General features: G+C 53.0%; 22 protein-coding genes, 1 tRNA gene and 3 rRNA genes. 6 read left to right on the forward strand and 20 right to left on the reverse strand.

Annotated elements, in window-relative coordinates; all coding sequences use genetic code 11:
• The 4 genes from ACOTZF_RS14235 to rrf (ACOTZF_RS14250) all read left to right on the forward strand — a co-directional run.
• A 23S ribosomal RNA gene (locus ACOTZF_RS14235) occupies positions 1-181 on the forward strand; the annotation flags it as partial.
• 64 nt (positions 182-245) lie between these two features.
• Positions 246-361: ribosomal RNA gene (gene rrf / locus ACOTZF_RS14240) — 5S ribosomal RNA — on the forward strand.
• 14 nt (positions 362-375) lie between these two features.
• Positions 376-451: transfer RNA gene (locus ACOTZF_RS14245), tRNA-Thr, on the forward strand.
• A 43-nt stretch (positions 452-494) separates the two neighbouring features.
• Positions 495-610: ribosomal RNA gene (rrf, locus tag ACOTZF_RS14250) — 5S ribosomal RNA — on the forward strand.
• A 106-nt stretch (positions 611-716) separates the two neighbouring features.
• On the opposite strand, the gene ACOTZF_RS14255 is transcribed toward rrf (ACOTZF_RS14250), so the two are convergent.
• The 7 genes from ACOTZF_RS14255 to ACOTZF_RS14285 all read right to left on the reverse strand — a co-directional run bounded on the left by ACOTZF_RS14255 (position 717) and on the right by ACOTZF_RS14285 (position 10,122).
• Positions 717-1,475, reverse strand: coding sequence for an amino acid ABC transporter ATP-binding protein (locus ACOTZF_RS14255; RefSeq protein ID WP_013099005.1), 759 nt, complete (start codon positions 1,473-1,475; stop codon positions 717-719).
• Between the two features lie 7 nt (positions 1,476-1,482).
• Positions 1,483-2,586: an amino acid ABC transporter permease gene (locus ACOTZF_RS14260; RefSeq protein ID WP_020687396.1), complete on the reverse strand. Its 1,104-nt coding sequence runs from the start codon at positions 2,584-2,586 to the stop codon at positions 1,483-1,485.
• A gap of 9 nt (positions 2,587-2,595) precedes the next feature.
• Positions 2,596-3,777: an amino acid ABC transporter permease gene (locus ACOTZF_RS14265; protein ID WP_129253379.1), complete on the reverse strand. Its 1,182-nt coding sequence runs from the start codon at positions 3,775-3,777 to the stop codon at positions 2,596-2,598.
• A 67-nt stretch (positions 3,778-3,844) separates the two neighbouring features.
• Positions 3,845-4,870 carry an amino acid ABC transporter substrate-binding protein gene (locus ACOTZF_RS14270; RefSeq protein WP_013099002.1) on the reverse strand — a complete coding sequence of 342 codons (1,026 nt, stop codon included), beginning with the start codon at positions 4,868-4,870 and terminating at the stop codon, positions 3,845-3,847.
• A 472-nt stretch (positions 4,871-5,342) separates the two neighbouring features.
• Entirely contained in the window at positions 5,343-5,564 is a 222-nt protein-coding gene (locus ACOTZF_RS14275; RefSeq protein ID WP_013099001.1) for a lipoprotein, read from the reverse strand.
• Positions 5,565-5,857: 293 nt separating this feature from the next.
• Positions 5,858-8,971, reverse strand: coding sequence for an efflux RND transporter permease subunit (locus ACOTZF_RS14280; RefSeq protein WP_029883258.1), 3,114 nt, complete (start codon positions 8,969-8,971; stop codon positions 5,858-5,860).
• An 11-nt stretch (positions 8,972-8,982) separates the two neighbouring features.
• Positions 8,983-10,122: an efflux RND transporter periplasmic adaptor subunit gene (locus ACOTZF_RS14285; protein WP_114519290.1), complete on the reverse strand. Its 1,140-nt coding sequence runs from the start codon at positions 10,120-10,122 to the stop codon at positions 8,983-8,985.
• A 386-nt stretch (positions 10,123-10,508) separates the two neighbouring features.
• On the opposite strand from ACOTZF_RS14285, the gene envR reads away from it, so the two are divergent.
• A complete protein-coding gene (envR, locus tag ACOTZF_RS14290) occupies positions 10,509-11,228 on the forward strand; it encodes an acrEF/envCD operon transcriptional regulator (RefSeq protein ID WP_114519289.1) in 720 nt (239 codons plus the stop codon).
• Here the strand turns inward: envR and ACOTZF_RS14295 are convergent.
• From ACOTZF_RS14295 to ACOTZF_RS14355, 13 genes are all read right to left on the reverse strand, one after another.
• Positions 11,144-13,225 carry a putative bifunctional diguanylate cyclase/phosphodiesterase gene (locus ACOTZF_RS14295; protein ID WP_129253377.1) on the reverse strand — a complete coding sequence of 694 codons (2,082 nt, stop codon included), beginning with the start codon at positions 13,223-13,225 and terminating at the stop codon, positions 11,144-11,146. The two genes, envR and ACOTZF_RS14295, sit on opposite strands and share 85 nt — an antisense overlap.
• Positions 13,226-13,364: 139 nt before the next feature.
• Positions 13,365-13,529 (reverse strand): DUF2556 family protein, encoded by a 165-nt coding sequence (locus ACOTZF_RS14300; protein ID WP_013098997.1) that lies wholly within the window; start codon positions 13,527-13,529, stop codon positions 13,365-13,367.
• A 180-nt stretch (positions 13,530-13,709) separates the two neighbouring features.
• Positions 13,710-14,006 (reverse strand): DNA-binding transcriptional regulator Fis, encoded by a 297-nt coding sequence (fis, locus tag ACOTZF_RS14305; protein WP_000462905.1) that lies wholly within the window; start codon positions 14,004-14,006, stop codon positions 13,710-13,712.
• Between the two features lie 23 nt (positions 14,007-14,029).
• Entirely contained in the window at positions 14,030-14,995 is a 966-nt protein-coding gene (gene dusB, locus ACOTZF_RS14310; protein ID WP_013098996.1) for a tRNA dihydrouridine synthase DusB, read from the reverse strand.
• Positions 14,996-15,324: 329 nt separating this feature from the next.
• A complete protein-coding gene (prmA, locus tag ACOTZF_RS14315) occupies positions 15,325-16,206 on the reverse strand; it encodes a 50S ribosomal protein L11 methyltransferase (protein WP_014833498.1) in 882 nt (293 codons plus the stop codon).
• A gap of 11 nt (positions 16,207-16,217) precedes the next feature.
• On the reverse strand, positions 16,218-17,669 hold the full coding sequence (gene panF, locus ACOTZF_RS14320; protein ID WP_129253375.1) for a sodium/pantothenate symporter: 1,452 nt from the start codon (positions 17,667-17,669) through the stop codon (positions 16,218-16,220).
• A complete protein-coding gene (locus tag ACOTZF_RS14325; protein ID WP_013098993.1) occupies positions 17,659-17,901 on the reverse strand; it encodes a YhdT family protein in 243 nt (80 codons plus the stop codon). Before ACOTZF_RS14325 ends, panF begins: the two co-directional genes overlap by 11 nt.
• Before the next feature lie 108 nt (positions 17,902-18,009).
• Positions 18,010-19,359: an acetyl-CoA carboxylase biotin carboxylase subunit gene (accC, locus tag ACOTZF_RS14330; protein WP_003860388.1), complete on the reverse strand. Its 1,350-nt coding sequence runs from the start codon at positions 19,357-19,359 to the stop codon at positions 18,010-18,012.
• A 10-nt stretch (positions 19,360-19,369) separates the two neighbouring features.
• Complete coding sequence (gene accB / locus ACOTZF_RS14335) at positions 19,370-19,834, reverse strand: acetyl-CoA carboxylase biotin carboxyl carrier protein (RefSeq protein ID WP_013098992.1); 465 nt, start codon at positions 19,832-19,834, stop codon at positions 19,370-19,372.
• Between the two features lie 21 nt (positions 19,835-19,855).
• A complete protein-coding gene (gene aroQ, locus ACOTZF_RS14340; RefSeq protein ID WP_040021895.1) occupies positions 19,856-20,308 on the reverse strand; it encodes a type II 3-dehydroquinate dehydratase in 453 nt (150 codons plus the stop codon).
• 233 nt (positions 20,309-20,541) lie between these two features.
• Positions 20,542-21,141, reverse strand: coding sequence for a protein-methionine-sulfoxide reductase heme-binding subunit MsrQ (gene msrQ / locus ACOTZF_RS14345; RefSeq protein WP_013098990.1), 600 nt, complete (start codon positions 21,139-21,141; stop codon positions 20,542-20,544).
• Positions 21,142-22,143 carry a protein-methionine-sulfoxide reductase catalytic subunit MsrP gene (msrP, locus tag ACOTZF_RS14350; protein WP_129253373.1) on the reverse strand — a complete coding sequence of 334 codons (1,002 nt, stop codon included), beginning with the start codon at positions 22,141-22,143 and terminating at the stop codon, positions 21,142-21,144.
• Between the two features lie 77 nt (positions 22,144-22,220).
• A complete protein-coding gene (locus ACOTZF_RS14355) occupies positions 22,221-23,195 on the reverse strand; it encodes an MDR family oxidoreductase (RefSeq protein ID WP_020687386.1) in 975 nt (324 codons plus the stop codon).
• Positions 23,196-23,376: 181 nt separating this feature from the next.
• Between ACOTZF_RS14355 and csrD the strand changes: the two genes are divergently transcribed.
• Positions 23,377-25,317, forward strand: a complete 1,941-nt coding sequence (gene csrD, locus ACOTZF_RS14360; RefSeq protein ID WP_013098987.1) for an RNase E specificity factor CsrD — start codon at positions 23,377-23,379, stop codon at positions 25,315-25,317.
• Positions 25,318-25,466: the final 149 nt, after the last annotated feature.

Here is a 25,466-nt window from a genome sequence, read left to right on the forward strand (position 1 = left end):
TAAATGCGGAAGAGATAAGTGCTGAAAGCATCTAAGCACGAAACTTGCCCCGAGATGAGTTCTCCCTGAGACTTTAAGTCTCCTGAAGGAACGTTAAAGACGATGACGTTGATAGGTCGGGTGTGTAAGCGCAGCGATGCGTTGAGCTAACCGATACTAATGAACCGTGAGGCTTAACCTTACAACGCCGAAGATGTTTTGGCGAAGAGACAGATTTTCAGCCTGATACAGATTAACAGAATTTGTCTGGCGGCTTTAGCGCGGTGGTCCCACCTGACCCCATGCCGAACTCAGAAGTGAAACGCCGTAGCGCCGATGGTAGTGTGGGGTCTCCCCATGTGAGAGTAGGGAACTGCCAGGCATCAAATTTAGTGTGCTGATATGGCTCAGTTGGTAGAGCGCACCCTTGGTAAGGGTGAGGTCCCCAGTTCGACTCTGGGTATCAGCACCACTTTATACTTAGGTTAAAGTTCGGCAAGAAGTAAAAGAATTTGTCTGGCGGCTTTAGCGCGGTGGTCCCACCTGACCCCATGCCGAACTCAGAAGTGAAACGCCGTAGCGCCGATGGTAGTGTGGGGTCTCCCCATGTGAGAGTAGGGAACTGCCAGACATCAAACAAGTGAAAAGGCCATCCGAAAGGATGGCCTTTTTGCATTTCTACACGGCACACAGCGTAGGCCGGGTACGGCGAAGCCGCCACCCGGCATAACAAACGACTAGTGAATCACCTGTGACAGGAATGCTTGCGTGCGTTCTGACTTCGGATGCGCAAAGAACTCATCCGGTGGCGCCTGTTCAACAATCTCTCCGCGATCCATAAAGATCACCCGATCAGCCACGGTCCTAGCGAACCCCATTTCGTGAGTCACGCACAGCATAGTCATTCCGGATTGCGCCAGTCCAATCATGGTATCCAGAACTTCTTTCACCATTTCAGGATCCAGCGCTGAAGTTGGCTCATCAAAAAGCATAATTTTGGGCTTCATGCACAGTGAACGGGCGATAGCCACACGCTGCTGCTGGCCACCCGATATCTGGCCTGGAAATTTATTGGCGTGCTCAGCAATACGTACACGTTCCAGATAGTGCATCGCTAACGCTTCAGCTTCCTTTTTTGGCATTTTGCGCACCCAAATCGGCGCAAGCGTACAGTTCTGCAGCACCGTCAGATGGGGGAACAGGTTAAAGTGCTGAAACACCATCCCGACTTCCTGACGCACGCGTTCGATGTTGCGAATGTCTTCATTCAGTTCAATACCATCAACAACAATACGCCCCTGCTGATGCTCCTCAAGGTGATTGATGCAGCGAATGGTTGTCGATTTCCCGGACCCGGAAGGGCCGCAAAGGACAATGCGTTCGCCCTGCTTGACCTTAAGATTGATATCTTTCAGGACGTGAAATTGCCCGTACCATTTATTCACGTTTTCCAGCGTAATCATCGCGTCGGCGGGTGTCATAGTTATTTGGCTCATAATTTCCTCAGTGCGGTGTACGCCCGGTGTTAAAGCGCTTTTCCAGATGCTGGCTATAGCGCGACATGCTAAAACAAAAGATCCAGTAGATCAGAGCAGCAAAGACATATCCTTCGGTGGACATGCCAAGCCAGACAGGGTCAACCGTTGCCTGTTGCACGCTGCTAAAGAGATCGAACAATCCGATAATGATCACGAGGCTGGTATCTTTGAAGAGGGCGATGATCGTATTCACCAGCCCGGGGATAACCAGCTTGAGTGCCTGCGGAAGTATCACCAGCCCCTGTGTTTTCCAGTAACCGAGCGCCAGTGATTCCGCAGCCTCATACTGCCCTTTAGGCAATGCCTGCAGACCGCCACGCACCACTTCCGCAACGTAGGCTGACTGGAACAGAATGACTCCTACCAGGGCACGGATCAGTTTGTCTATCGTCGTGCCTTCTGCCATAAACAATGGCAGCATGACCGAAGACATAAAGAGGACGGTAATAAGCGGTACACCGCGCCAGAACTCAATGAAAATAACCGAGAGCACACGGACAACGGGCATTTTTGAGCGACGGCCAAGCGCCAGTAAAATGCCCCACGGCAGTGCGCCAGCGATCCCAACAGAAGCAATAATCAGCGTCAGCGTTAAGCCGCCCCATTGTCGGGTTTCCACGCGTTCCAGCCCCAGGAAACCACCGTACAACAGCACCCACACAACAATCGGATACACCACCGCCCAGCAGGCGATGTACCGTCCGCGTTGCGGCAGCCTTTTCCAGAACATCACGGCGATGGAGAGCAGCCCAATAACCAGCGCCAGATTGATTCGCCAGCGTTGTTCGTGCGGATACAATCCATACATGAACTGACCAAAACGCTCGTGGATAAACACCCAGCAAGCGCCAGCTTTTGTACAATCTGCCCGGGTTGAACCGACCCAGTTAGCCTGCAAGAAAGCCCAGTTAATGAGTGGCGGGATCAACTCCCACATCAGCCACAGACAAATTATTGTCAGCAGACTGTTACCCCAGCTGGAGAACAGATTCTTACGCGCCCAGAGAATAAAACGCCCACCTGTCGGGTTGGCAGGACGCGAAGAGTGCGACAGTATCGCTTTTGTCATCATAGTTCCTTAGCGCTCAACCAGTGCAATACGGCGGTTATACAGGTTCATCAGCAACGAGATCGCCAGGCTGATAATCAGATAGACGGACATAGTGATGGCAATGGTTTCAATGGCCTGTCCTGTCTGGTTAAGCACGGTTCCGGCGAACAGTGACACCATATCCGGGTAGCCAATAGCGGCTGCCAGCGACGAGTTTTTGACAATATTGAGGTACTGGCTGGTCAGGGGCGGAATGATGACCCGTAACGCCTGTGGAATAATGACCTGTCGAAGCGTTACCGTATGAGGTAACCCCAGAGAGCGTGCTGCCTCGTGCTGTCCATGCGGGACTGCCTGGATCCCCGCCCGAATGATTTCGGCAATAAACGCAGACGTATAAATGGAAAGGGCCAGGGTCAGGGCCGCCAGTTCAGGAATTAATACCATCCCGCCCTGGAAGTTAAAGCCCCGCAGATGTGGGACATCCCAGTGTAACGCGCCACCAAAAAGCCAGTGTGTCAGTAGCGGCAGACCGATAATCAAAAGCGCCGCAATTGGCCATGTCTTGCGAAGCTGCCCGGTTTTGATCTGATGTTTGCGGTTATAGCGAAATAGCCCGGCAGAGAGGGCGAGCGCGATGATAATCGCGGCGATAAAAGCATATATCCCTTCTGCGAGTTCAGGAGAAGGAATATAGAGCCCACGGTTGCTCAGGAAAAACAGATCGAAGGCATCGACAGCCTGACGTGGGCCCGGAAGGTTACGCAGTACGGCGAAATACCAGAAAAAAATCTGCAGCAGCGGCGGGATATTACGGAACGTCTCAATGTAAATGGTGGACAGCTTTCGCAGCAGCCAGTTATCTGACAGGCGAGCGAGGCCAATAAAAAAGCCCAGTATGGAGGCGAAAACAATACACAGCGCGGAGACCAGCAGTGTATTGAGTAAACCGACGAGGAACACGCGGCCGTAGGTATCGCCTTCCTGATAGTCAATAAGATGCTGAACAATGCCAAAACCCGCACTGCGATCCAGAAAAGCAAAGCCGGAGGTAATACCGCGATTATTCAGGTTGGTAACCGTGTTATGAATTAAATAAATGGCGATAAGAACAACCGCAAGAATGGCAATAATCTGGAATAGCCAGGCGCGGACCGCGGGATGAGAAAAGGATAACGATCCTTTTACGGGGGAGCGGCGATGGAACATAAAGAAACCTCGGTAACCATGACTCTGGAGTGGGCACTGCGTTCACAGTGCCCGTTACAGCAAAGACTTAACGTACTGGCGGTGCGTACTGAATACCGCCGTTATTCCAGAGATTGTTCTGGCCGCGTTTGATCTTCAGCGGGCTTTCCGATCCCACGTTGCGCTCAAAGATCTCAGCGTAGTTGCCCACCTGTTTAATGATGTGGTACGCCCACTTGTTATCCAGCTTCAGATCCTTGCCAAAATCGCCTTCTGTGCCCAGCAGGTGTGCCATATCCGGGGTTGAGGGTTTGGCAGCTTTCTCATCGACGTTTTTCGAGCTGATACCCATCTCTTCTGCATTTAACATGGCGAACAGGGTCCAGCGAACGATAGAGAACCAGTCTTCGTCGCCACGGCGAACGACGGGTCCAAGGGGTTCTTTGGAGATGACTTCAGGCAGGACGATCCACTCTGCCGGGTTACTCAGCTTAATACGCAGCGCGTAGAGCTGTGACTGGTCAGACGCCAGCGTATCGCAACGGCCAGATTCCAGCGCTTTGGCTGATTCATCAGAGCGATCGAATGTCACCGGGGTATACTTCATATTATTCGCTTTGAAATAATCGGCGACGTTAAGCTCGGTATCGGTACCGGCCTGAATACACACGGTCGCACCGTCCAGCTCTTTGGCGCTTTTCAGGCCCGCTTTATTGTGGGTAAGGAAACCGATGCCGTCATAATAGGTGACACCGGTGAATGACATCCCCATGCCTGCATCACGGGAGGAGGTCCAGGTGGTATTACGGGAGAGCATGTCCACTTCGCCGGACTGCAGCGCGGTGAAACGTTCTTTGGCCGTCAGCGGGGTATATTTTACTTTGCTGTCATCACCGAAAACGGCAGCGGCGACGCCCCGGCAGACGTCAACATCGATACCGGTAAATTTGCCGTTAGCATCGGCATAAGAGAAGCCAGGCAAACCGTCGCTGATACCGCACTGAACAAAACCTTTCTTTTTCACGGCATCCAGCGTTGTGCCCGCATGGGCCTGACCCGCAACAGCAAACAACATACCCGCAGCGGCCAGGCTGGCTATCATCGTCTTTTTCATAATGCATCCTGTGTGGCTAAATTTATCGTTATTTAGGTGTTTTAAACACTTTTACCCATCTGTGGCGTTGGCCGACGTTTATATAGCAAACGTAATGCCAGGTTTCGCGCTCGATGAAATAAGCGATAAGTGAACGCTTAATGCTGAGTGTAGACAGGCTTAAATAAAAGGAGCGCCCCGAAACGGTGCGAAATTACAACCTGTGCCACAAATCGGAGCAAAACTTTTAAGGAGGGTCAGAAAAAAAGAAGAGATAGTTTCCAGAGTGAATATTGGCCGGGTATTCAATAATATGAATGGGTGAAAATCATCAAAACTGAATACAAAATTAAAAGGGGAAGTGAAAAAGAGGTGACAGGTTTCTGGCTAAAATTAATGGTGTGAATAAATACTGTCTTTTTTTTACTGATTTGATATTACTGCACTCATTCAAAGCAAAAGCGCGGCCAGAGCCGCGCTTTCTGAACAGATGTTATCGGGTCAGGGCAACAATACCCAGCGTCAACCCCGCCACCGCGGCAGCACCACCAGCGATAGCACCTGCTGTTTCCCAGTTATCCTGAGTGGTACCTTTCATACAGGTATTGGTATGAACCAGTCGGCCCTGATCGTCGTATACCGGTACACATGGAGAGTCGTGCGCGCATCCAGCCAGCAGCGCAGCGAGTAGTGCAACGGAAATGAATCTTTTCATGATGTTACCTCAGTATTATTTCGCGTCCGCTATAAAGCCAGGAGGGCTATTAACGAACTGGAGGTTATTTTACCACCGGGATAAGCCCACGTTACACGAGGAATAATCTCAAATTATGTTGTTTGTAAACATCGTGGAGAAAAGCGTTTCGTCAGAACGAATTAATGGAGAAATTATGGAGTAACAACGTGGCGTTCTTACTTAATGCAAACTGACTCTTTTTAACACTGCGATCTTAATACACTGTTTATCTTAAAATAAAAAAGGCACCAGAGGTGCCTTTCAGGTATTCATTACTCTTTATGGCGCGTAAAGCGTCGCCGGACGACCACAAAGAAAACGGGCACGAAGAAGATAGCCAAAAGCGTTGCGGAAAGCATGCCCCCCATTACCCCTGTCCCGACCGCGTTTTGCGCACCGCTCCCGGCGCCATGGCTGATTACCAGCGGCATGACGCCAAGAATAAAGGCGAGCGAGGTCATCAGGATCGGTCGAAGGCGCATTCTCGATGCTTCCAGCGTGGCTTCAATGATGCCTTTACCCTCTTTTTCCATCAGATCTTTGGCAAACTCAACGATCAGAATGGCGTTTTTAGCCGACAAACCAATCGTTGTCAGCAAACCCACCTGGAAATAGACGTCATTGTTTAAGCCACGTAACGCTGCTGCAACCAGCGCCCCAATGACTCCCAGCGGAACCACCAGCATCACTGAGAAGGGAATGGACCAGCTTTCGTAAAGAGCAGCCAGACAAAGGAACACCACAATAAGTGAAATAGCGTACAACGCAGGCGCCTGATTTCCGGAAAGTCGCTCCTGATAAGACATTCCTGTCCAGTCATACCCGATGCCGGAAGGCAGTTTTGCAGCAAGACTCTCCATCAGCGCCATGGCCTCACCAGTACTTTTCCCGGGTGCGGACTCACCGATGATCTCCATGGATGGCATCCCGTTATAGCGCTCCAGGCGAGGTGAACCGTACACCCAGTGCGAGGTGCTAAAGGCGGAGAAAGGAACCATCTCACCATTTGCGCTGCGTACATACAGGTTGCTGATGTCACCAGGCAGCATACGGAAGCGCGCATCGGCCTGGACATAGACTTTTTTCACGCGGCCATGATCGATAAAGTCATTTACATAAGTTCCACCCAGGGCCGTTGAGATGGTCTGGTTGACATCAGAAAGACTGATGCCCAGCGCCTGAGCCTTCTCCTGGTCGACATCCAGTTTAAACTGCGGGGTATCTTCCAGACCATTTGGCCGCACGCGCACCAGCATGTCAGGGTGCGCTTTCACCATTCCGAGCAGCTCATTCCGCGCCTGCGTCAGCGAGGTATGCCCCAGGTTTGCCTGATCAATCAATTCGAAGTCGAAGCCCGTTGCGGTTCCCAGTTCGATAATCGCAGGCAGGTTAAACGGAAATACGAGCCCATCTTTTATCTGACTGAAGGCTTTTGTCGCGCGGCCAACAATCGCCTCAACGCTATTTTCCGCCCCCGGTCGTGCATCCCAGGGCTTCAGGCTAATGAAGGCAATACCGGCGTTCTGGCCCTGGCCGCTAAAACTAAAGCCATTAACGGTAAAGACAGATTCAACATTGGCCTTCTCGTTTTTCAGATAATAGTTCTGGACCTGATCGAGGACCTGCTGCGTACGCGTCTGGGTCGCACCGGCCGGAAGTTGCACCATCGTCATAAATACCCCCTGGTCCTCTTCGGGCAGGAAGGAGGTGGGCAAGCGCAGGAATAACACCGCCATACCACCCACAATGATGATGTACACCACCAGGTAGCGTCCGGTCTTGCGTAAAATGCCGCTCACGCTGTTGCTGTAGTGCTCCACGCTGCGGTCAAAAAGCGCATTAAACCAGCCAAAGAAACCGCCTTTCTTTTCGTGGTGATCGCCGGATACCGGTTTAAGCAGGGTTGCGCACAGCGCGGGGGTCAGGATCAGGGCGACCAATACGGAGAGCGCCATTGCCGAAACGATGGTCAGCGAAAACTGCCGATAGATGGCCCCGGTCGAGCCACCGAAAAATGCCATCGGGATAAAGACCGCCGACAGCACCATGGCTATACCCACCAGTGCGCCCTGAATCTGTTCCATCGACTTCTGCGTCGCCTCTTTCGGCGGCAGTTTGTCTTCTACCATCACGCGTTCGACGTTCTCAACGACCACGATGGCATCATCAACCAGCAAGCCTATTGCCAGCACCATCCCGAACATCGTCAGGGTATTGATGGAGAACCCGAACGCCGCCAGCACCGCGAAGGTACCCAGCAAAACAACCGGCACCGCGATAGTGGGGATAAGCGTCGCGCGCAGGTTTTGCAGGAACAGATACATCACCAGGAAGACGAGAATGATCGCTTCAAACAGGGTTTTTACCACTTCGTGAATAGAGATCTTCACAAACGGCGTGGTGTCGTACGGATAAACCACCTTCAGACCCTGTGGGAAGAATTGCTGCAGTTGCGCCAGCTTACTCTTGATGGCCGCCGCCGTATCCAGCGCATTTGCACCGGTCGCCAGCTTAATCCCCAGGCCGGTTGCGGCCTGCCCGTTGATTTTGGTCACCATATTGTAGTTTTCACCGCCCAGTTCAATGCGTGCGACATCCTTCAGGTGCACCATCGAGCCGTCCTGGTTCACCTTCAGCGTCACGCGGCCAAACTCTTCCGGTGATTTCAGGCGGGTTTGCGCAATGATCGAGGCGTTCAATTGCTGGCCCGGCACGGACGGCGTTCCGCCTAGCTGGCCTGCCGCTATCTGGTCATTCTGGGTTTTCAGTTGATTAATAATGTCCAGCGGCGTCAGCTGGTATTTATTCATCGCGTTACTGTCGAGCCAGATGCGCATTGCATACTGGGCACCAAACAGCTGAACATCACCCACCCCAGTGGTTCGACTAATGGCATCTTTCACATTCGAGGCGACGTAGTCGGAAATGTCATCCTGCGAGAGGCTTTTATTGTCTGAAACAAAGCCAGCCACCAGCAGGAAGCTGCTGCTGGACTTCTCAACGCCGATCCCTTGTTGCTGCACTTCCTGCGGCAGCAGCGGCATGGCGAGCTGAAGTTTATTCTGAACCTGAACCTGGGCGATATCCGGATCTGTACCAGACTCAAAGGTCAGGGTGATGGTGACATTACCTGCAGAATCGCTGGTGGATGACATATACATCAGGTTATCGATGCCGTTCATGTTCTGTTCGATAACCTGCGTCACGGTATCCTGCACCGTCTGCGCATCTGCGCCAGGGTAGGTTGCAGTTATGGCAACCGCGGGTGGGGCGATAGTCGGATACTGCGCTACAGGCAGTTTGAGGATTGCCAGCCCACCTGCAATCATCAAAATGATGGCGAGTACCCAGGCGAAAACCGGCCTCTGGATAAAGAAATTAGCCATGACGTCGTTCCTTAACCGGCTGGAGTCGTAGAGGTATCGGGTGTGGCGACGACGGTAGCCCCAGGTTTGGCTTTTTGTAACCCACTGACAATCACGCGGTCACCGTTTTTCAGCCCCTCTGTGACCAGCCAGCGATCGCCAATGGCCTGAGAGGCAACGACGGTGCGTGACTCAACCTGGTTTTTGTCGTTAACAATCAGGACGGTTGCATCCCCACGCGGCGTGCGGGTGACGCCTTGCTGTGGGATCAGAATCGCATTCGGCTGCGTACCCTCATTAATGCGGGCGCGTACAAACATTCCCGGTAACAGCAGGTGTTGCGGATTCGGGAAAATCGCCCGCAGAGTGATGGAGCCAGTGCTTTCATCAACCGTCACATCAGAAAACTGCAGCGTGCCTTTTAGCGGATAGGGCTGACCATTCTCCATCAACAGCTCGACGGTGCTGGTTGTCTCCCCTTTTTGCAGGCTTGTCTGCTTCAGACGCATAAAATCATTGCTGGACTGGGTGACATCGACATACATCGGATCCAGTTGCTGTACCGTTGCCAGGGCGTTTGCCTGGCCGTTGGTGACGAGAGCTCCCTCGGTCACGCTGGATTTACCAATGCGACCATCGACGGGAGAGGTGACTTTGGTATAGGCAAGGTTGATGCGTGCGCTTTCAACTCCTGCTTTTGCAGCAACGACGCTGGCATCCGCCTGCTGAGCCGTCGCAACGGCCTGGTCGTACTCCTGCTTACTGACATACTGTGTGCCCACCAGCGGGAGATAACGTTTTACCGTCAGGTGCGCAATATTGGCTGCCGCCTGGGCTTTCGCCAGCTCTCCTTTTGCGCTGTCATACGCCGCCTGATAGCTGACGGGATCGATCTGATAAAGTGACTGGCCAGCTTTGACATCGCTGCCTTCGGTGAAATTGCGACGCAGGATAATGCCGCTAACCTGAGGACGCACTTCCGCAACGCGAAACGCATCTGTTCTACCCGGCAGCTCTGTTGTCACAGTGAGGGGGGCACTTTTGACAATGTGTACACTCACCTGAGGCGGCTGCGGTTGATGTTGCTGATTTTCCTGCCCATCGCATCCGGCAAGCAGTGCGGCGCAGACAATAAAACCGGTTAAGGGCAAGCGTCTGAAATGATTCGTCATTACTGTTCCTTTAAATACCCATTAACCGATATTTCCGTGGATCGGTGACAGGGCAGGGGACAAAAACAAAAAATGTAGCTGCGTATAATAATGAGGGTATTTAATGTTTTTTAATTTATAAGTGCGGATAAATGCGGCAGGAAAGAAAATCAGAAGAAGGCTTTGCGTTTACAGCAATATACTTTAACAAAAGTAATCAGGAGAGTGATGTTTCATAGAGGGCATTCATCTGTTTTGTGAATTTAATTATTGGTATGCATTTGCCTCAGTTATAAATAAAGCGAATTGACTTTTTTTGTGCAGAATTCACCTTGTCTTTCATGAATACTTCCGATTACAAAACCCTACTAAACAGCTTAATTCTTGTGAGTAACGAGTAGTCGTCCATGGCGCGTAAAAAGAAAGCAGAGGCTCAACAAACCCGTCAACAGCTGATTGAAGCGGCTATCGGGCAGTTTGCGACACGTGGCGTAACCAACACAACGCTGACGGATATCGCCGATGCGGCAAAGGTGACGCGTGGGGCCGTCTACTGGCATTTCACCAGTAAAACAGAGATATTTAATGCTATCTGGGAACAGCAATTGCCGCTTCGCGATCTCATTCGCGACAGACTTTCTCTTTCCGAAAAAGATGATCCCTTGTTAATGCTTCGTGAGCAATTTATCACTGCGTTGCAATATATTGCGCATGAGCCTCGCCAGTGGGCGCTGTTGCAGATTTTGTATCATAAGTGTGAATTTACCAGTGATATGGTTTCCGAGTATGAAATCAGGAAACGTATTGGTTTCAACAATGATTTTCTACGTGCGACACTGGAGCGCTGTATTTCACGAAACATCATTTCTTCGCAGGTCAATGTGGATTTAACGCTGATAGTGTTCCACGGATTTTTTAGCGGAATAATTAAAAACTGGTTAATGAATAACGACAGCTTCAACCTCTATCAACAGGCACCTGCTCTGGTCGATAACATTCTGGCGACACTCCCGGTGATGCGCGTGTCGCCACGTGAAGAGGCTTACGACTCGGTGTCGGGCAAGATCTCTCCCTGCTCGCAAAGCGTTTCAATGGTCTGCGCACTGACAGGTTTTCCTAACAAATAGCCCTGAAGGGTATTACAGCCCAGTTCTGTCAAAAAGGCTTGCTGTGCTTCGGTTTCTACGCCTTCAGCCACCACTTTCAGATTCAGCGTTTTCGCCAGGGCGACAATCGCGGAGACAATGGTCGCATCTTCGCTTTCTCCACTGAGCTCTTTTACAAACGCCCTGTCGATTTTCAATTCACAGGCGGGTAAGCGTTTAAGATACAGCAGGCTCGAGTAGCCGGTACCAAAGTCATCAATAGAGGCTTTCACACCCGCATTCGTCAGCTCTGTCAGCACCCGCACGCTCTCATCCGGGTTACTCATCGCAGTGGTTTCCGTCACTTCAAGGATCAGCATTTCCGGTGGCACCTGGTGACGTGTCAGACAATCAAGCACCGTACTCACCAGCGAAGGTTGTTCAAACTGAAGTGTCGACAGGTTCACCGCCATTGACCAGTTTTGATGCCCTTTAAGGTGCCATTCCCGCAACTGGCGGCAGGCTTCGTTGATAACCCAGTTGCCAATGGGAATGATCTGTCCCGTTTTTTCCGCCAGCGGCAGGAACAGGTCTGGCGTCAGCAATCCCAGCTTCGGGTGTTGCCAGCGCAGGAGTGCCTCAAACCCGAGTACGGGGCCTGCCGGCGCGTGGAATTTGGGCTGATAATGCAGCTGTAGCTCATTACGATCGATGGCCAGCCACAGATCGTTCATCAGCTGCAGATGGGTTTGCGCCAGCGTGTTCATGGAGGGCTGGAAAAAGTGATAACCGTTACGGCCCATATGCTTGGTGTGGTACATCGCCGCATCGGCGTTAAACATCAGCTCGCGATCGGTTTTGCCATCGTGAGGATAAAGCGCAATGCCAATACTGAGGGTCACCACCAGCTCATACGGATCCACATTGAATGGACTATCGATAGTGCGCACCAGGGCATTGGCAAGGGAGGCTGCATCGTCCGGCCCCCCAACTTCTGCCAGCAGAACAAATTCATCACCGCCAATACGTGCAAGGGTGAACTGGCCTTTCAGAGGGAGCAGCAGGCGTTGCGTAACGGCAACCAGCAGTTTATCGCCGACATCATGCCCGTAGGCGTCATTGACGGTTTTAAAGCCGTCGAGATCCATAAACATCAATGCGAAATGCGTGCCTTCACGATCTGCTTTGTTGATGGCCTGATCGAGTCGATCTTCCAGCAGGATACGATTGGGCAGGCGCGTCAGCGTATCCTGTAACGCCAGCTGGGCCAGCTCCCGGTTTGCTTCCGCCAGAGACGAGGCGAGGAGAGAGGTGCGCGCCTGCAGGCGCGCATCCAGCATCGACACCAGCAGGGTGATACCAAGGATGGCGAGTGCGACAACGCTCACCAGCACGGCCAGCCAACTGCCGTTAATCCCCTCATGGTGAGCCATGGTCGACACTGGAAACTGTGCGGCTTTCATCCCCGCATAATGCATTCCGGCAATCGCAATCCCCATCGTAATTGCAGCACCCATGCGCATCAGCGCGACCTGAGCGGCCTCATGACGCAGGCGGAACGTCAGCCACAGTGCCGCGAGCGATGCAGCAAGCGCAATAGCGACTGATATCGCCACCCATGTTTTATCCCAGATAATACCGGGCGTAACCTCCAGGGCCGCCATGCCGGTGTAATGCATGACCACAATACCGGTTCCCATGACTAGTGCACCGGGCAGCAGACGGCGCAAACGCAGCTGCTCACAGCTGACAAGCCACAGCGCAAACAAGGATGAACCCACGGCGATAACCATCGATAACCCCGTCAGGGTGGCGTTGTAGCTCATGCTCATGGAGAGATCCATCGCCAGCATGCCGATAAAATGCATCGCCCATACGCCAATACCCATTGCAACACCGCCACCGGCCAGCCAGATGCGCGCTGCCACGCCCTGACTTCCCGCCACACGCGCGGCCATATTCAGCGCGGTATAGGCAGCAAGGATAGCGACAACAAAGGAGAGGACGACAAGGATATGGTTGTATTGGCTAACCAGCATGATCGGTTCAACTCGAGTGTGAGGTTACGCAAGGGCGGTGGTGAAGGGCGAGACATTATCATCGTAAGGTAATGACTCAAAGGGATTTAAATCCCCGTTTTTATTAAGTGATTTCGGGGTTTTTGACGACGTTGGCGGCTCAGTCCAGCTCTGAACAATTGACGAGTTTAAGCGGGTTCACGGAATCCATATTGCGACACTTATCGGTTTCGGTGCTCATCAGTTCAATCCACTGCATCAGCAGCGCATCAAAGAGAAAAACTGAGACAGCAAAGACAACCAGCCACCAGTATTTACGAATCATTATGACATTCCGGGAGAAGAGAGCCAGTAAGGTGGTGGAAATATACACGAAAAGCGGCGGTTGAAAAGTGGGGAAAGCGAAGGTTTACAAAGCGTTGACGGTGGCAAATGTGGAGCAATAAAAAAGGCGCATCCCCATGCCAGGTAGCGCCTTTTTAAACAAGCATTTCGCTAACCGAAATTAGTTCATGCCGTATTTTTTCAGTTTCTTACGCAGAGTACCACGGTTGATACCCATCATCAGCGCAGCGCGGGTTTGGTTACCGCGGGTGTATTGCATCACCATGTCCAACAGTGGCTGTTCAACTTCAGCCAGTACCAGCTCATACAGGTCATTAACATCCTGACCATTCAGTTGAGCAAAATAGTTCTTCAGTGCCTGTTTAACCGAGTCACGCAGGGGTTTTTGAGTTACCTGATCCTGAGAGTTAACGGTAGAAACGGTCAGTACGTCAGAATTTACGCGTTGTTCGAACATAGTTCTGTCAGCTCTTTATTTCATTACGCAAGATTTTCGAAGTATGCCTCCAACGCCTCCAGCTGTTCGCTGGCATCCTCTATGGCGTTGAATGTGCGCCGAAACTGGTCATTTGGAGCGTGCTCCTGGAGATACCAGGAGACGTGTTTACGCGCAATTCGGTACCCTTTTGCCTGGCCGTAGTGGTCATGCAGTTCCCGAACATGCGAACAAAGCAAGCGCTTAACCTCTGCCAGTGGCAGCGGGGCAAGCAGCTCCCCAGTGTCCAGATAATGCTGGATTTCCCGAAAGATCCAGGGTCTTCCCTGAGCTGCACGTCCTATCATCAGAGCATCAGCTCCCGTATAGTCGAGCACAGCTCTGGCTTTAAGCGGGTCAGTAATGTCGCCATTCGCGATAATCGGAATGGAAACTTTCTGCTTAACTGCCCGAATGCTGTCGTATTCAGCTTCACCGTTGAACAAACAGGCGCGAGTGCGTCCATGAATGGTCAGGGCCTGAATGCCACAGTCTTCGGCCAGTTGGGCAATCTCTACACAGTTACGGTGTTCCGGCGACCAACCCGTGCGAATCTTCAACGTAACAGGAACGTCCACTGCGCTGACAACCGCCGTCAGGATTGACTTCACCTGGTCGGGGTATTGCAGAAGGGCTGAACCTGCAAGCTTGCGATTCACTTTTTTGGCCGGGCAACCCATGTTGATATCAATAATCTGGGCGCCACTTTCCACGTTAATCCGCGCGGCATCTGCCATCTCTTCAGGCACACTTCCGGCGATTTGCACGGTGCGAATACCTGGTTCATCAATGTGCACCATCCGAAGGCGGGATTTATCGCTTTCCCAGACCTGCGGGTTAGACGACATCATCTCGGAAACGGTTAAACCGGCTCCCATCTCATAACACAGCGTCCTGAACGGCCGGTCGGTAATACCTGCCATTGGGGCTGCGATCAGGCGATTTCTGAGCTGGTGGTGTCCGATGCGCATGAGTTAAGAAATGACCATACTGTGACTGCAAGGCGGCGTATATTACGCATTTTTTGCACGAGATGAAAGGCCAAACTTTGAACAATCCACTGTTGTAGATCAAGGAATCGCCACCCAGTCACAATGATGAAAATTATTTTTTATTTAAATCATTATGTTATGTATTAACGGCGATTTTATGACCGCTTACAATTTCCCGTAACTTCTCATCATTTCTCAAAAAATGAATCCGTTGAGCGGGATATTCTGCTGTTTTTAGCAGCAGATTCTCCCGCTTCTATGCGATCTGCGTCGCATTTTAGAACATCATCTCAGTACGAAAAATGTTCTTATTTTTTACGGCCCGTGATGCGGCACCACTCTTCTTTTTCCACCACCGGATCGAGGGTGAAGAGATCGGCGTAGGCTTCGCAAACGCTGTCAGCCTGGCTTGCCAGGATCCCGGACAGCCCCAGCAGGCCGCCCTCAACGGGCAGCACGCTGATTAACGGTGCAAGCTCGCGTAATGGGCCCGCCAGGATGTTAGCGACCACCACATCGGCTTTCATGGCCTCTGGCTGCGCGTCCGGCAGATACAGCTCAAGGCGATCGGAAACGCCGTTACGCTCGGCGTTATCACGACTGGCCTGAATGGCCTGCGGATCGATATCGATCCCGATGGCTTTTGCGGCGCCCAGCTTCAGGGCGGCAATGGCGAGGATCCCGGATCCACAGCCGAAGTCGATCACGGTTTTCCCTTCCAGATCCAGGCCATCCAGCCACTGCAGGCACAGTGAGGTGGTCGGGTGGGTGCCGGTACCGAATGCCAGACCCGGGTCGAGCATCACGTTGACCGCGTTTTCATCGGGAACTTCGCGCCAGCTTGGGCAGATCCACAGACGCTTGCCAAACTGCATGGGGTGGAAGTTATCCATCCACTCGCGTTCCCAGTCTTTGTCTTCCAGTTGTTCGATTTTGTGCGCAAAACCCGCGCCCAGCAGAGGATGATGTTCCAGAATCGCGACCACTTCTTTCATGTCGGTTTCAGCATCAAACAGGCCAATCACGTCGGTATCGCCCCACAGGCGCGTTTCGCCCGGCAGCGGCTCAAAGACTGGCGTGTCATGCGTGTCCTGGAAGGTGATAGAGACCGAGCCGGCCTCCATCAGCGCATCGCTCAGCTCTTCGGCGTGAGCGCCGGTTGTGTTCAGTTTTAGTTGGATCCACGGCATGGCAAAACTCTTTATTTATTAGTAGACATCATAGCGGGTTGTGGGACGGGTTGACCGAAACGGTTCCCCACCACAAACGCCAGTAAACTTAACAGTAACGAAGGCACAATTGGATGGAAGCCCAGGTACTGGATCTTAAAGGTGGCGAGCACGGCGTACACGACACCGCCAACAATCATGCCGCTTAGCGCGCCCGCAGCATTCGCGCGTTCCCAGTACAGGCCAAGCACCAGCGGCCACAGGAAAACAGCTTCAAGGCCGCCAAACGCAAGCAGGTTCAGCCAGATGATCATCTCCGGTGGACGCCAGGCGGCCAGCAGCAGCAGCGCCCCTAATAACAGCGTAATCACCGCAGACATCCGCTTTAAGCGTCGTTCGTTTTTCAACTGCTCGGGACGCAAATTCAGATAGAGATCTTTGATAATCGTAGCGGAACTTTGCAGCAACTGAGCGTTGATCGTCGACATAATGGCGGCCATCGGTGCGGCTAGGAAAATCCCGGCAGCAAAGGGGGGCAGGACTTTAACCATCAGGGTAGGGATCACCAGGTCGGGCACGGTAAGATCTGGGATCACCGCACGACCTAATGCACCCGCCAGATGCATTCCCAGCATCAGTATCGCCACCACAATGGTCCCGATAATAATGCCGCGATGAACCGCTTTACTGTCCTTATAGGAGATACACCGTACAGCGGTATGCGGCAGTCCAATGACGCCGAAGCAGACCAGCACCCAGAAGGAGGTCATAAAGGTGGGTGAAAGAATGTCATCTGCGCCCTCTGGAGTGACCAGTTTCGGGTCAATCGCTTCAAGGGTTTCAACAGCATGGCTCAGGCCGCCTGCCGCATGGACAATCCCCACCAGCAGCACAATGGTTCCGATGAGCATCACCATGCCCTGCAGGGTGTCGTTCAGTACGCTGGCGCGGAATCCACCAAACGCCGTATAAAGCGCGATACTGATCCCAAAGATAAGCAGGCCAGTCTCGTAAGGGATCCCTGCTGCGGTTTCAAGCAGACGTGCACCGCCAATAAACTGCACCGTCATCGCACCCACAAAGGCGACCAGCAGGCTTAGACTTGCCAGCCATACCAGTAAACGGCTGCGGTAGCGGGCAAACAGCATGTCGTTCAGCGTCACGGCATTATAGCGACGCGCCAGAATAGCGAACTTCTTGCCGAGTATACCCAGCGAAAGCCAGATAGCCGGGAGCTGGATCATCGCCAGCAGCACCCAGCCTAACCCATATTTATAGGCTGCCCCGGGACCGCCAATAAATGAGCTGGCGCTGATATAGGTGGCGGTGAGCGTCATCGCTAACACAATGCCGCCCATTGAACGGCTGCCGAGGAAATATTCGTTCAGGAAGGTGCCGGTTGCCCTTTTGCGCATGGCATACACGGACACGCCAAACACGACCAACAAATACGCGATAAGCGGCAGAATGACTTCAAGCTGCATCGTCGTCCTCCAGCGGGATATCGCGATAAATGAATTTCACCATTGCCCAGCACAGCAGGATAAAAATCAGCGGTACCAGCAGACAGGCCATTTCAAACCAGTGAGGCAGGCCGGTGATGCCAATTGCAGAATCAGGTAAGTAAGCGGTTACCAACCATGCGGCAAGATAGAGAAGGGTCAGCCACAGCGCCCAGCGCGCTTCTTTATGGGCCTGAACAAAACGTTTGTCCATTTTTTGTCCCTTGTGGATGAAGAAAGCGGGGATTGTACATGATGGGCCTTGACGATCCCCAGAAATAAAAAAGGCCGGTTAAACCGGCCTTTTAGCATAGATGCTTTCTTACTTCTCGTTGAGACCGAGTTTTTTCTCCAGATAGTGGATGTTCGTCCCACCATTCTGGAAGTGCTCGTCGCTCATGATGCGCATCTGCAGATCAACGTTGGTTTTGATACCGTCGATGATTAGCTCCTGCAGGGCGTTCTTCATGCGGGCAATCGCCACGTCACGGTTTTCGCCGTAGCAGATAAGCTTACCGATCATTGAGTCATAGTACGGCGGTACGGTGTAACCGGCGTAGATATGAGACTCCCAACGCACGCCAAAGCCACCCGGTGCGTGGAAACGCGTGATTTTACCCGGGCTTGGCAGGAAGGTATTCGGGTCTTCGGCGTTGATACGGCACTCGACCGCATGGCCTTTGACCACTACTTCTTCCTGTTTGATGGACAGAGGCTGGCCGGCAGCGATACGCAGCTGCTCTTTGATCAGGTCAACGCCGGTGATCATTTCGGTAACCGGGTGTTCAACCTGAATACGGGTGTTCATCTCAATGAAGTAGAACTCACCGTTTTCGAACAGGAATTCGAAGGTACCCGCCCCGCGATAGCCGATGTCGACACACGCTTTGGCACAACGCTCGCCGATGTAGCGACGCAGTTCCGGGGTGATGCCCGGTGCTGGTGCTTCTTCGACCACTTTCTGGTGACGACGCTGCATGGAGCAGTCACGTTCTGCCAGATAGATAGCGTTACCCTGACCGTCAGCCAGCACCTGAATTTCGATGTGGCGTGGGTTTTCCAGGTATTTTTCCATATACACCATGTCATTGCTGAAAGCTGCTTTCGCTTCCGCTTTGGTCATGGAGATGGACTGTGCCAGTTCAGCGTCGCTGCGCACTACGCGCATACCGCGACCGCCGCCGCCGCCGGACGCCTTGATGATCACCGGGTAGCCAATGCGTTTAGCATGTGCACGGTTTGCATCCATGTCGTCAGTCAGCGGGCCGTCAGAACCTGGAACGGTTGGAACACCGGCTTTTTTCATCGCGGTGATTGCAGACACTTTGTCACCCATCAGGCGGATGGTGTCAGCTTTCGGGCCGATGAAGATAAAGCCAGAGCGTTCAACCTGCTCAGCAAAGTTGGCGTTCTCGGAGAGGAAGCCATAACCCGGGTGAATTGCCACCGCGCCAGTGATTTCAGCGGCGCTGATGATTGCCGGGATGTTCAGATAGCTTTTTACGGACGGAGCCGGGCCGATACAGACCGTCTCATCCGCCAGCAATACGTGTTTTAAATCGCGGTCCGCGCTTGAGTGCACAGCGACAGTCTTGATGCCCAGTTCTTTACAGGCACGAAGAATACGCAGTGCGATCTCGCCGCGGTTGGCGATAACAATTTTATCCAGCATGTTCGCCTCGTTACTCGATGACGACCAGCGGCTCGTCAAATTCTACCGGCTGACCACTTTCGACCAGAATCGCCTTCACAGTACCTGATTTGTCTGCTTCGATCTGGTTCATCATTTTCATGGCTTCAACGATACACAGGGTATCGCCTACGTTGACTTTCTGACCCACTTCGATGAACGCCTTCGCGTCCGGGCTCGGGGTGCGGTAGAAAGTACCAACCATTGGGGAACGTACGATGTGACCACTGATTTCTGCTGCAGCGGCAGGTGCGGCTTCAGTTGCGGCTGGTGCAACGGCTGCAGAGAGCGCAGGCTGCTGCACTGGCGCAGCATAAGCTTGCTGCATTACCGGGAAGCTAGCGGCTGGGGCTGCACGGCTGATACGTACAGACTCTTCGCCTTCAGAAATTTCCAGTTCGGAGATGCCTGATTCTTCAACCAGCTCGATCAGTTTTTTAATCTTACGAATATCCATGAGTGGGTTCCGTACTCTTGTTTAGTGTGATTGTGACAGGCGTTTTACCGCTGTCTGTAAAGCGTATGAATAACCGTCTGCGCCCAGTCCGCAGATAACGCCAGCGGCGATATCCGACAGATACGAATGGTGGCGGAACGGCTCTCGGGCGTGCACGTTGCTGAGGTGGATCTCGATAAACGGGATACTCACCGCCAGCAGTGCGTCGCGGATAGCAACACTGGTGTGCGTAAACGCGGCCGGATTGATCAGGATATAGTCCACAGTGTCTTTAGCCTGATGAATACGGTCGATGAGTGCGTACTCCGCGTTTGACTGAAAATGATCCAAATCCACATTCAGTGACGTTGCTTCCGTGCCCAAACGGTTAACAATTTCACTTAATGTCAGCGTGCCGTACTTCTCTGGCTCACGGGTGCCGAGCATGTTCAGGTTCGGTCCGTTTAAAACTAAGATTCGGAATTTTTCTGCCATTGTGTCGCTATCTCCTGCGAATCTCGGGTAAAAACCAAAATATACCTTTGAAACGCGAAAGTCACCTGATGACTTTCCTAAAATGCATTCAGGAAAACCAAAGTCGCACATTATAACGATTTCGTAGCATTTGGCAGCTAAATACTGGTCTTATCAGGGAAGATTATCAACCGCTATCCGAAAAAGAATGGCGGTTGATAAGTAATCTGCGGGAAAACGCACAGTTTCGCGAACTATCGCAACCACTGGCGGAACTTCTTGTAACGCCATGCTAAAAGCGCCAAAGCCAGCAGCGCGTAGAGGATGGGCTGAGGCGAGAGGATCTTCACGGACCACAGATAATGGATGGGTGCGAGGATCGCGACAAGATAGACGAAGTTGTGCAGCAGCTGCCAGCGCTTACCCAGTTTTCGCTGCGCATATTGCGTGGATGTCAGCGCTAATGCCAGTAACACCAGCCAACTGACAATGCCCAGCGTCAGATAAGGACGCGTGACCAGTTCGCGGCCCAGCAGTGCCAGGTTGTTAATCCCCAGTTCCAGCAGCGCGTAGCTGGTCAGGTGCAACGTGGCCCAGGCAAAACACCATAGCCCTAATAGCCGACGTGTGCGTATCAATAATGGCTGTTTAGCGTAGCGCGCCAGCGGCGAAACCAGCAAGGTCGCCAGTAAAAATTTCAGAGCCATCCGACCAGTAAAGTGCTGGATATCTTTAGCCGGATCGGCACTAAAGAGCCCCTGGCTGGCGGCCCAGAACAACCAGATAAAAGGGAGCAACCCGGCTAAATGCAGCAGCACTTTCAGCCAGGTTACCTGTTTTGCCGTTAAACGCACTCAGAAGTTCTCCCGTAAATTGAGGCCACGGTAGAGCGACGCCACTTCATCCGCATAGCCGTTAAAAAGCAGCGTGGGCTGACGCTTCACATCCAGCGCACCGCCAGAACCGATAAACCGTTCCGTCGCCTGCGACCAGCGTGGGTGATCGACATGTGGGTTCACGTTGGCGAAGAAACCGTACTCGTCCGGCGCGGCGAGATTCCATGTTGTGGGCGGACGCTCACGGGTGAGCTTGATACTGACGATCGATTTAATGCCCTTGAAGCCATATTTCCACGGTACCGTTAGCCGGATGGGGGCGCCGTTCTGCGGCGGGAGCGCTTTACCGTAAACGCCGACGGTCAGAAGGGTAAGAGGATGCATGGCTTCGTCAAGGCGTAATCCTTCTACATAAGGATATGCAAGCCCACCGCCGATGAACCGGTCCTTCTGGCCTGGCATCTCGTCCGGGGCGTAACGCGTCTGGAATGCGACATATTTCGCATTGCTGGTGGGTTCAACCATTGCCAGCAGCTTATGCAGCGGAAAACCTACCCACGGTACCACCATCGACCAGGCTTCCACGCAGCGCATACGATAGATGCGTTCCTCTAACGGGAAACGGGTGGTGAGATCGTGATGATCCAGCGTTAAGGGTTTTGCCACTTCGCCGTCAATTTTCAACGTCCACGGATCGGTTTTCATGCTGCCTGCATTGGCCGCAGGATCGGCTTTATCAAGCCCAAATTCGTAGAAGTTGTTATAACCGGTGACCTTATCTTCTGGCGTGAGCGTCAGTTTGTTTTGCCACTCGGCAGGTTTCGTAAAGGTGAGCGGGGCACCGGAAGGGGCTTTTAGCCGATCGTTGCCTTTAAACCAGTCGAGCAAATCAGCGTGAGCCGCAGGTGTGAGCGACAACGCGGTGGCACTGATGCCAAGCATTTTCAGGATCTGGCGGCGCTGTAACATAAAGACAGATTCGGACGTTACGTCGGCTTCCGTCAGTTTTCGGGTTTTCATGGCATCCTCCGTCATGCGTTTTTCTAAGCATGACGGAGGAGAAGGATTAGCGCGAATATGTCACGAAAATTTGAAGATTAGGCAATTTTCACCAGCGTGCGGCCATGGAACTGATTATCCATGATCTTACCGGCATATTCCGGCGCCTGGCTGAGGGCGATTTCGGTTGCACTCTGCGTGAAGAAGGACTCAGGCAGGTCGCGCACCAGACGCTCCCAGGCTTCTGCACGACGGGCCGCCGGAGTCATGACGGAATCCACACCCTGCAGGCGCACGTTACGCAGGATAAAGGGCATAACGGTGGTTGGCAGGGCAAACCCGCCCGCCAGACCGCAGGCCGCCACGCAGCCGCCGTAGTTCATCTGCGCCAGCACTTTTGCCAGCACGTTATTTCCGACGGTATCCACCGCTCCGGCCCAGAGCTGTTTTTCCAGCGGACGGGTTTCGGCAAATTCGTCGCGGCCAAGAATGCGGCTGGCACCAAGCTGACGCAGGTAGTCATGGGTGCTTTCACGGCCTGAGACCGCGACGACCTGATACCCCAGTTTGTGCAGTAAAGCCACCGCCGTGCTGCCAACGCCACCGCTGGCCCCGGTCACGACTATCTCGCCTGACTCAGGGCGGATACCGGCATCTTCAAGGGCCATGACGCACAGCATGGCGGTAAAGCCTGCGGTACCGATAATCATCGCTTTGCGGCCATCCAGCCCAGCAGGCATGGGCACCAGCCACTCGCCTTTCACCCGCGCCTGCGTTGCCAGCCCGCCCCAGTGATTTTCGCCGACGCCCCAACCGGTGAGCAGCACCTGCTGGCCGGCATGAAACCGCGGATCTTCGCTGGAATGAACGTGGCCTGCAAAATCAATCCCCGGCACCATCGGGAAATTTCGGATGATTTTACCTTTGCCGGTGATGGCCAGGGCATCCTTGTAATTCAGACTGGACCAGTCGATGTCGACGGTGACGTCGCCTTCGGGCAGACGGCTCTCATCAAGGGCTTGCACCGAGGCAACGGTATTGCCGTCCTGCTGTTCTAAGATCAAAGCCTGCATACAGGATCCTCACTATTCTGATGATTGGAAAATTTGTTCTGAAGACTATACTCGCTCAATGAAACGCTATGCCGATTTAACGCAATAAATTGCCAGATACACCAGGTTTGGTAGTATGGCGCATTTGAAATGCAAGTTAGCGCTTACTCGCTACCCATCAACCCACGGAGTAATCTCAAGGATGCGATTAACGACGAAGTTCTCAGCTTTTATCACGTTGCTGACGGGGTTAACCATTTTTGTCACGCTCCTTGGCTGCTCCCTGAGCTTTTATAACGCCATTCAGGACAAGCTGGTCAACCGGGTTGAGTCTGTTGCGTCAGTTATTGATACGCGTCTGATTACCACTCCGCTACCGGAACTCTCCCGCGAGCTGGATGAATTGATGGTACCGGTTGATATTGTGCAGGTCGACATCACCCAGGGAAAGCATCCGGTGTTAAGCCATCAGCGTCAGGGCAGCTATCGGCCTGCGGGCGTTGTGAGCCAGTATCGGGAAGTGAATGTCCATTCCCTTAAAAATCCGGGGATGACGATACGCCTGGTCTACCTCGATCCCATGGCCAGCTATTTCCGCTCGATGATGACCACCGCGCCACTCACCGTTGCCGTCGCCTTTATTGTCCTGCTGATTTTTCTTGCGGTTCGCTGGCTACGCCGTCAGCTCTCCGGTCAGGAGCTGCTGGAAAACCGCTCCGTGCGAATACTCAACGGGGAGCGCGGCCCGCAGGTGCGGGGGTCGGTCTATGAGTGGCCGTCCAGCACCAGCAGCGCGCTGGATACGCTGCTTTCAGAAATTCAGTTCGCCAGCGATCAGCGCAGCCGCATGGATACGCTGATCCGTTCCTATGCCGCGCAGGATAACAAAACCGGTCTGAATAACCGCCTGTTCTTTGATAATCAACTGGCCACGCTGCTGGACGACCCGGAAAAAGTGGGAACGCACGGGGTCGTCATGATGGTTCGTCTGCCGGATTTCGATCTCCTGCGCGATACCTGGGGACGCCGCGTGGCGGAAGAGAACCTCTTTACGCTCATCAACTTGCTGTCGACTTTTATTATGCGCTATCCCGGCGCGCTGCTGGCGCGCTATCACCGCAGCGACTTTGCGGTGTTGTTACCCCATCGCACACTTAAGGAGTCGGAGAGCATCGCCAGCCAGTTGCTGAAGGCGGTGGATGCGCTGCCGCAGAGCAAAATGCTTGACCGGGATGATATGGTGCATATGGGGATTTGCGCCTGGCGCGGCGGGCAGTCAACTGAACAGGTGATGGAGCATGCGGAAGCGGCAACCCGTAACGCAGTGCTGCAAGGGGCGAACGGTTGGGCGGTATATGACGATTCCCTGCCTGAGAAAGGGCGTGGCAATGTGCGCTGGCGTACCCTGATTGAACAAATGTTGAGCCGCGGTGGCCCCCGCCTTTATCAAAAACCAGCGGTGATGAAAAACGGCCATGTTCACCACCGTGAATTAATGTGTCGCATTTTCGACGGCACGGAAGAGGTTATTTCAGCGGAATATCTGCCGATGGTCCTGCAATTTGGACTCTCCGAAGAGTATGACCGTCAGCAAATTAGCCGACTGATTCCGTTTTTATCTTTTTGGCCTGAAGAAAGTCTGGCATTACAGGTGACCGTCGAGTCGTTAATTCGCCCGCGTTTTCAACGCTGGCTGCGCGATACATTAATGCAATGCGAAAAATCGCAACGCAAACACATTATTTTTGAACTTGCAGAGGCGGATGTTGGTCAACACATCAGCCGGTTACGTCCGGTGGTACGTTTGATCAATGCGCTGGGTGCGCGTGTGGCGGTGACACAGGCGGGCCTGACGCTGGTCAGTACCAGCTGGATCAAGGAGCTGGATGTGGAATTATTAAAGCTACATCCGGGGCTGGTCAGGAATATTGAAAAGCGCACGGAAAACCAGCTGCTGGTGCAGAGTCTGGTGGAAGCGTGTAAGGGAACGCGAACACAAGTATTTGCCACGGGCGTGCGCTCCAGAGGCGAATGGCAGATGTTGACAGAGCGTGGTGTGATGGGTGGTCAGGGGGATTTTTTTGCCGCCTCTCAGCCGCTTGACACCAATGTGAAAAAATATTTGCAAAGATACTCTGTTTGACCTGCCGTTTACGCTGTTTTCACGTAGAATATCGCGCCTGTAGCTTTGAGTATGACGAGCAAAAAGCCAGTGAACGACCTTTAGCGGGTTACAAATGAAAGTGAGGAACGCTACTGTGTACTCAGCCCTGAGGGAGTCAGGGGATGAAT

The organism is Enterobacter cloacae complex sp. SHL021, from assembly GCF_049237765.1.
Classification (GTDB): Bacteria; Pseudomonadota; Gammaproteobacteria; order Enterobacterales; family Enterobacteriaceae; genus Enterobacter; species Enterobacter cloacae.

What these genes read in the sequence shown, in the direction of transcription:
- accB (WP_013098992.1), bottom strand. Translation starts at nt 19,834, where the DNA reads ATGGATATTCGTAAGATTAAAAAACTGATCGAGCTGGTTGAAGAATCA.
- ACOTZF_RS14255 (WP_013099005.1), bottom strand. Translation starts at nt 1,475, where the DNA reads ATGAGCCAAATAACTATGACACCCGCCGACGCGATGATTACGCTGGAA.
- prmA (WP_014833498.1), bottom strand. Translation starts at nt 16,206, where the DNA reads ATGCCGTGGATCCAACTAAAACTGAACACAACCGGCGCTCACGCCGAA.
- fis (WP_000462905.1), bottom strand. Translation starts at nt 14,006, where the DNA reads ATGTTCGAACAACGCGTAAATTCTGACGTACTGACCGTTTCTACCGTT.
- ACOTZF_RS14285 (WP_114519290.1), bottom strand. Translation starts at nt 10,122, where the DNA reads ATGACGAATCATTTCAGACGCTTGCCCTTAACCGGTTTTATTGTCTGC.
- panF (WP_129253375.1), bottom strand. Translation starts at nt 17,669, where the DNA reads ATGCAGCTTGAAGTCATTCTGCCGCTTATCGCGTATTTGTTGGTCGTG.
- ACOTZF_RS14295 (WP_129253377.1), bottom strand. Translation starts at nt 13,225, where the DNA reads ATGCTGGTTAGCCAATACAACCATATCCTTGTCGTCCTCTCCTTTGTT.
- ACOTZF_RS14355 (WP_020687386.1), bottom strand. Translation starts at nt 23,195, where the DNA reads ATGCAGGCTTTGATCTTAGAACAGCAGGACGGCAATACCGTTGCCTCG.
- csrD (WP_013098987.1), top strand. Translation starts at nt 23,377, where the DNA reads ATGCGATTAACGACGAAGTTCTCAGCTTTTATCACGTTGCTGACGGGG.
- dusB (WP_013098996.1), bottom strand. Translation starts at nt 14,995, where the DNA reads ATGCGCATCGGACACCACCAGCTCAGAAATCGCCTGATCGCAGCCCCA.
- ACOTZF_RS14265 (WP_129253379.1), bottom strand. Translation starts at nt 3,777, where the DNA reads ATGTTCCATCGCCGCTCCCCCGTAAAAGGATCGTTATCCTTTTCTCAT.
- aroQ (WP_040021895.1), bottom strand. Translation starts at nt 20,308, where the DNA reads ATGGCAGAAAAATTCCGAATCTTAGTTTTAAACGGACCGAACCTGAAC.
- envR (WP_114519289.1), top strand. Translation starts at nt 10,509, where the DNA reads ATGGCGCGTAAAAAGAAAGCAGAGGCTCAACAAACCCGTCAACAGCTG.
- ACOTZF_RS14270 (WP_013099002.1), bottom strand. Translation starts at nt 4,870, where the DNA reads ATGAAAAAGACGATGATAGCCAGCCTGGCCGCTGCGGGTATGTTGTTT.
- ACOTZF_RS14300 (WP_013098997.1), bottom strand. Translation starts at nt 13,529, where the DNA reads ATGATTCGTAAATACTGGTGGCTGGTTGTCTTTGCTGTCTCAGTTTTT.
- ACOTZF_RS14280 (WP_029883258.1), bottom strand. Translation starts at nt 8,971, where the DNA reads ATGGCTAATTTCTTTATCCAGAGGCCGGTTTTCGCCTGGGTACTCGCC.
- ACOTZF_RS14275 (WP_013099001.1), bottom strand. Translation starts at nt 5,564, where the DNA reads ATGAAAAGATTCATTTCCGTTGCACTACTCGCTGCGCTGCTGGCTGGA.
- ACOTZF_RS14260 (WP_020687396.1), bottom strand. Translation starts at nt 2,586, where the DNA reads ATGACAAAAGCGATACTGTCGCACTCTTCGCGTCCTGCCAACCCGACA.
- ACOTZF_RS14325 (WP_013098993.1), bottom strand. Translation starts at nt 17,901, where the DNA reads ATGGACAAACGTTTTGTTCAGGCCCATAAAGAAGCGCGCTGGGCGCTG.
- accC (WP_003860388.1), bottom strand. Translation starts at nt 19,359, where the DNA reads ATGCTGGATAAAATTGTTATCGCCAACCGCGGCGAGATCGCACTGCGT.
- msrP (WP_129253373.1), bottom strand. Translation starts at nt 22,143, where the DNA reads ATGAAAACCCGAAAACTGACGGAAGCCGACGTAACGTCCGAATCTGTC.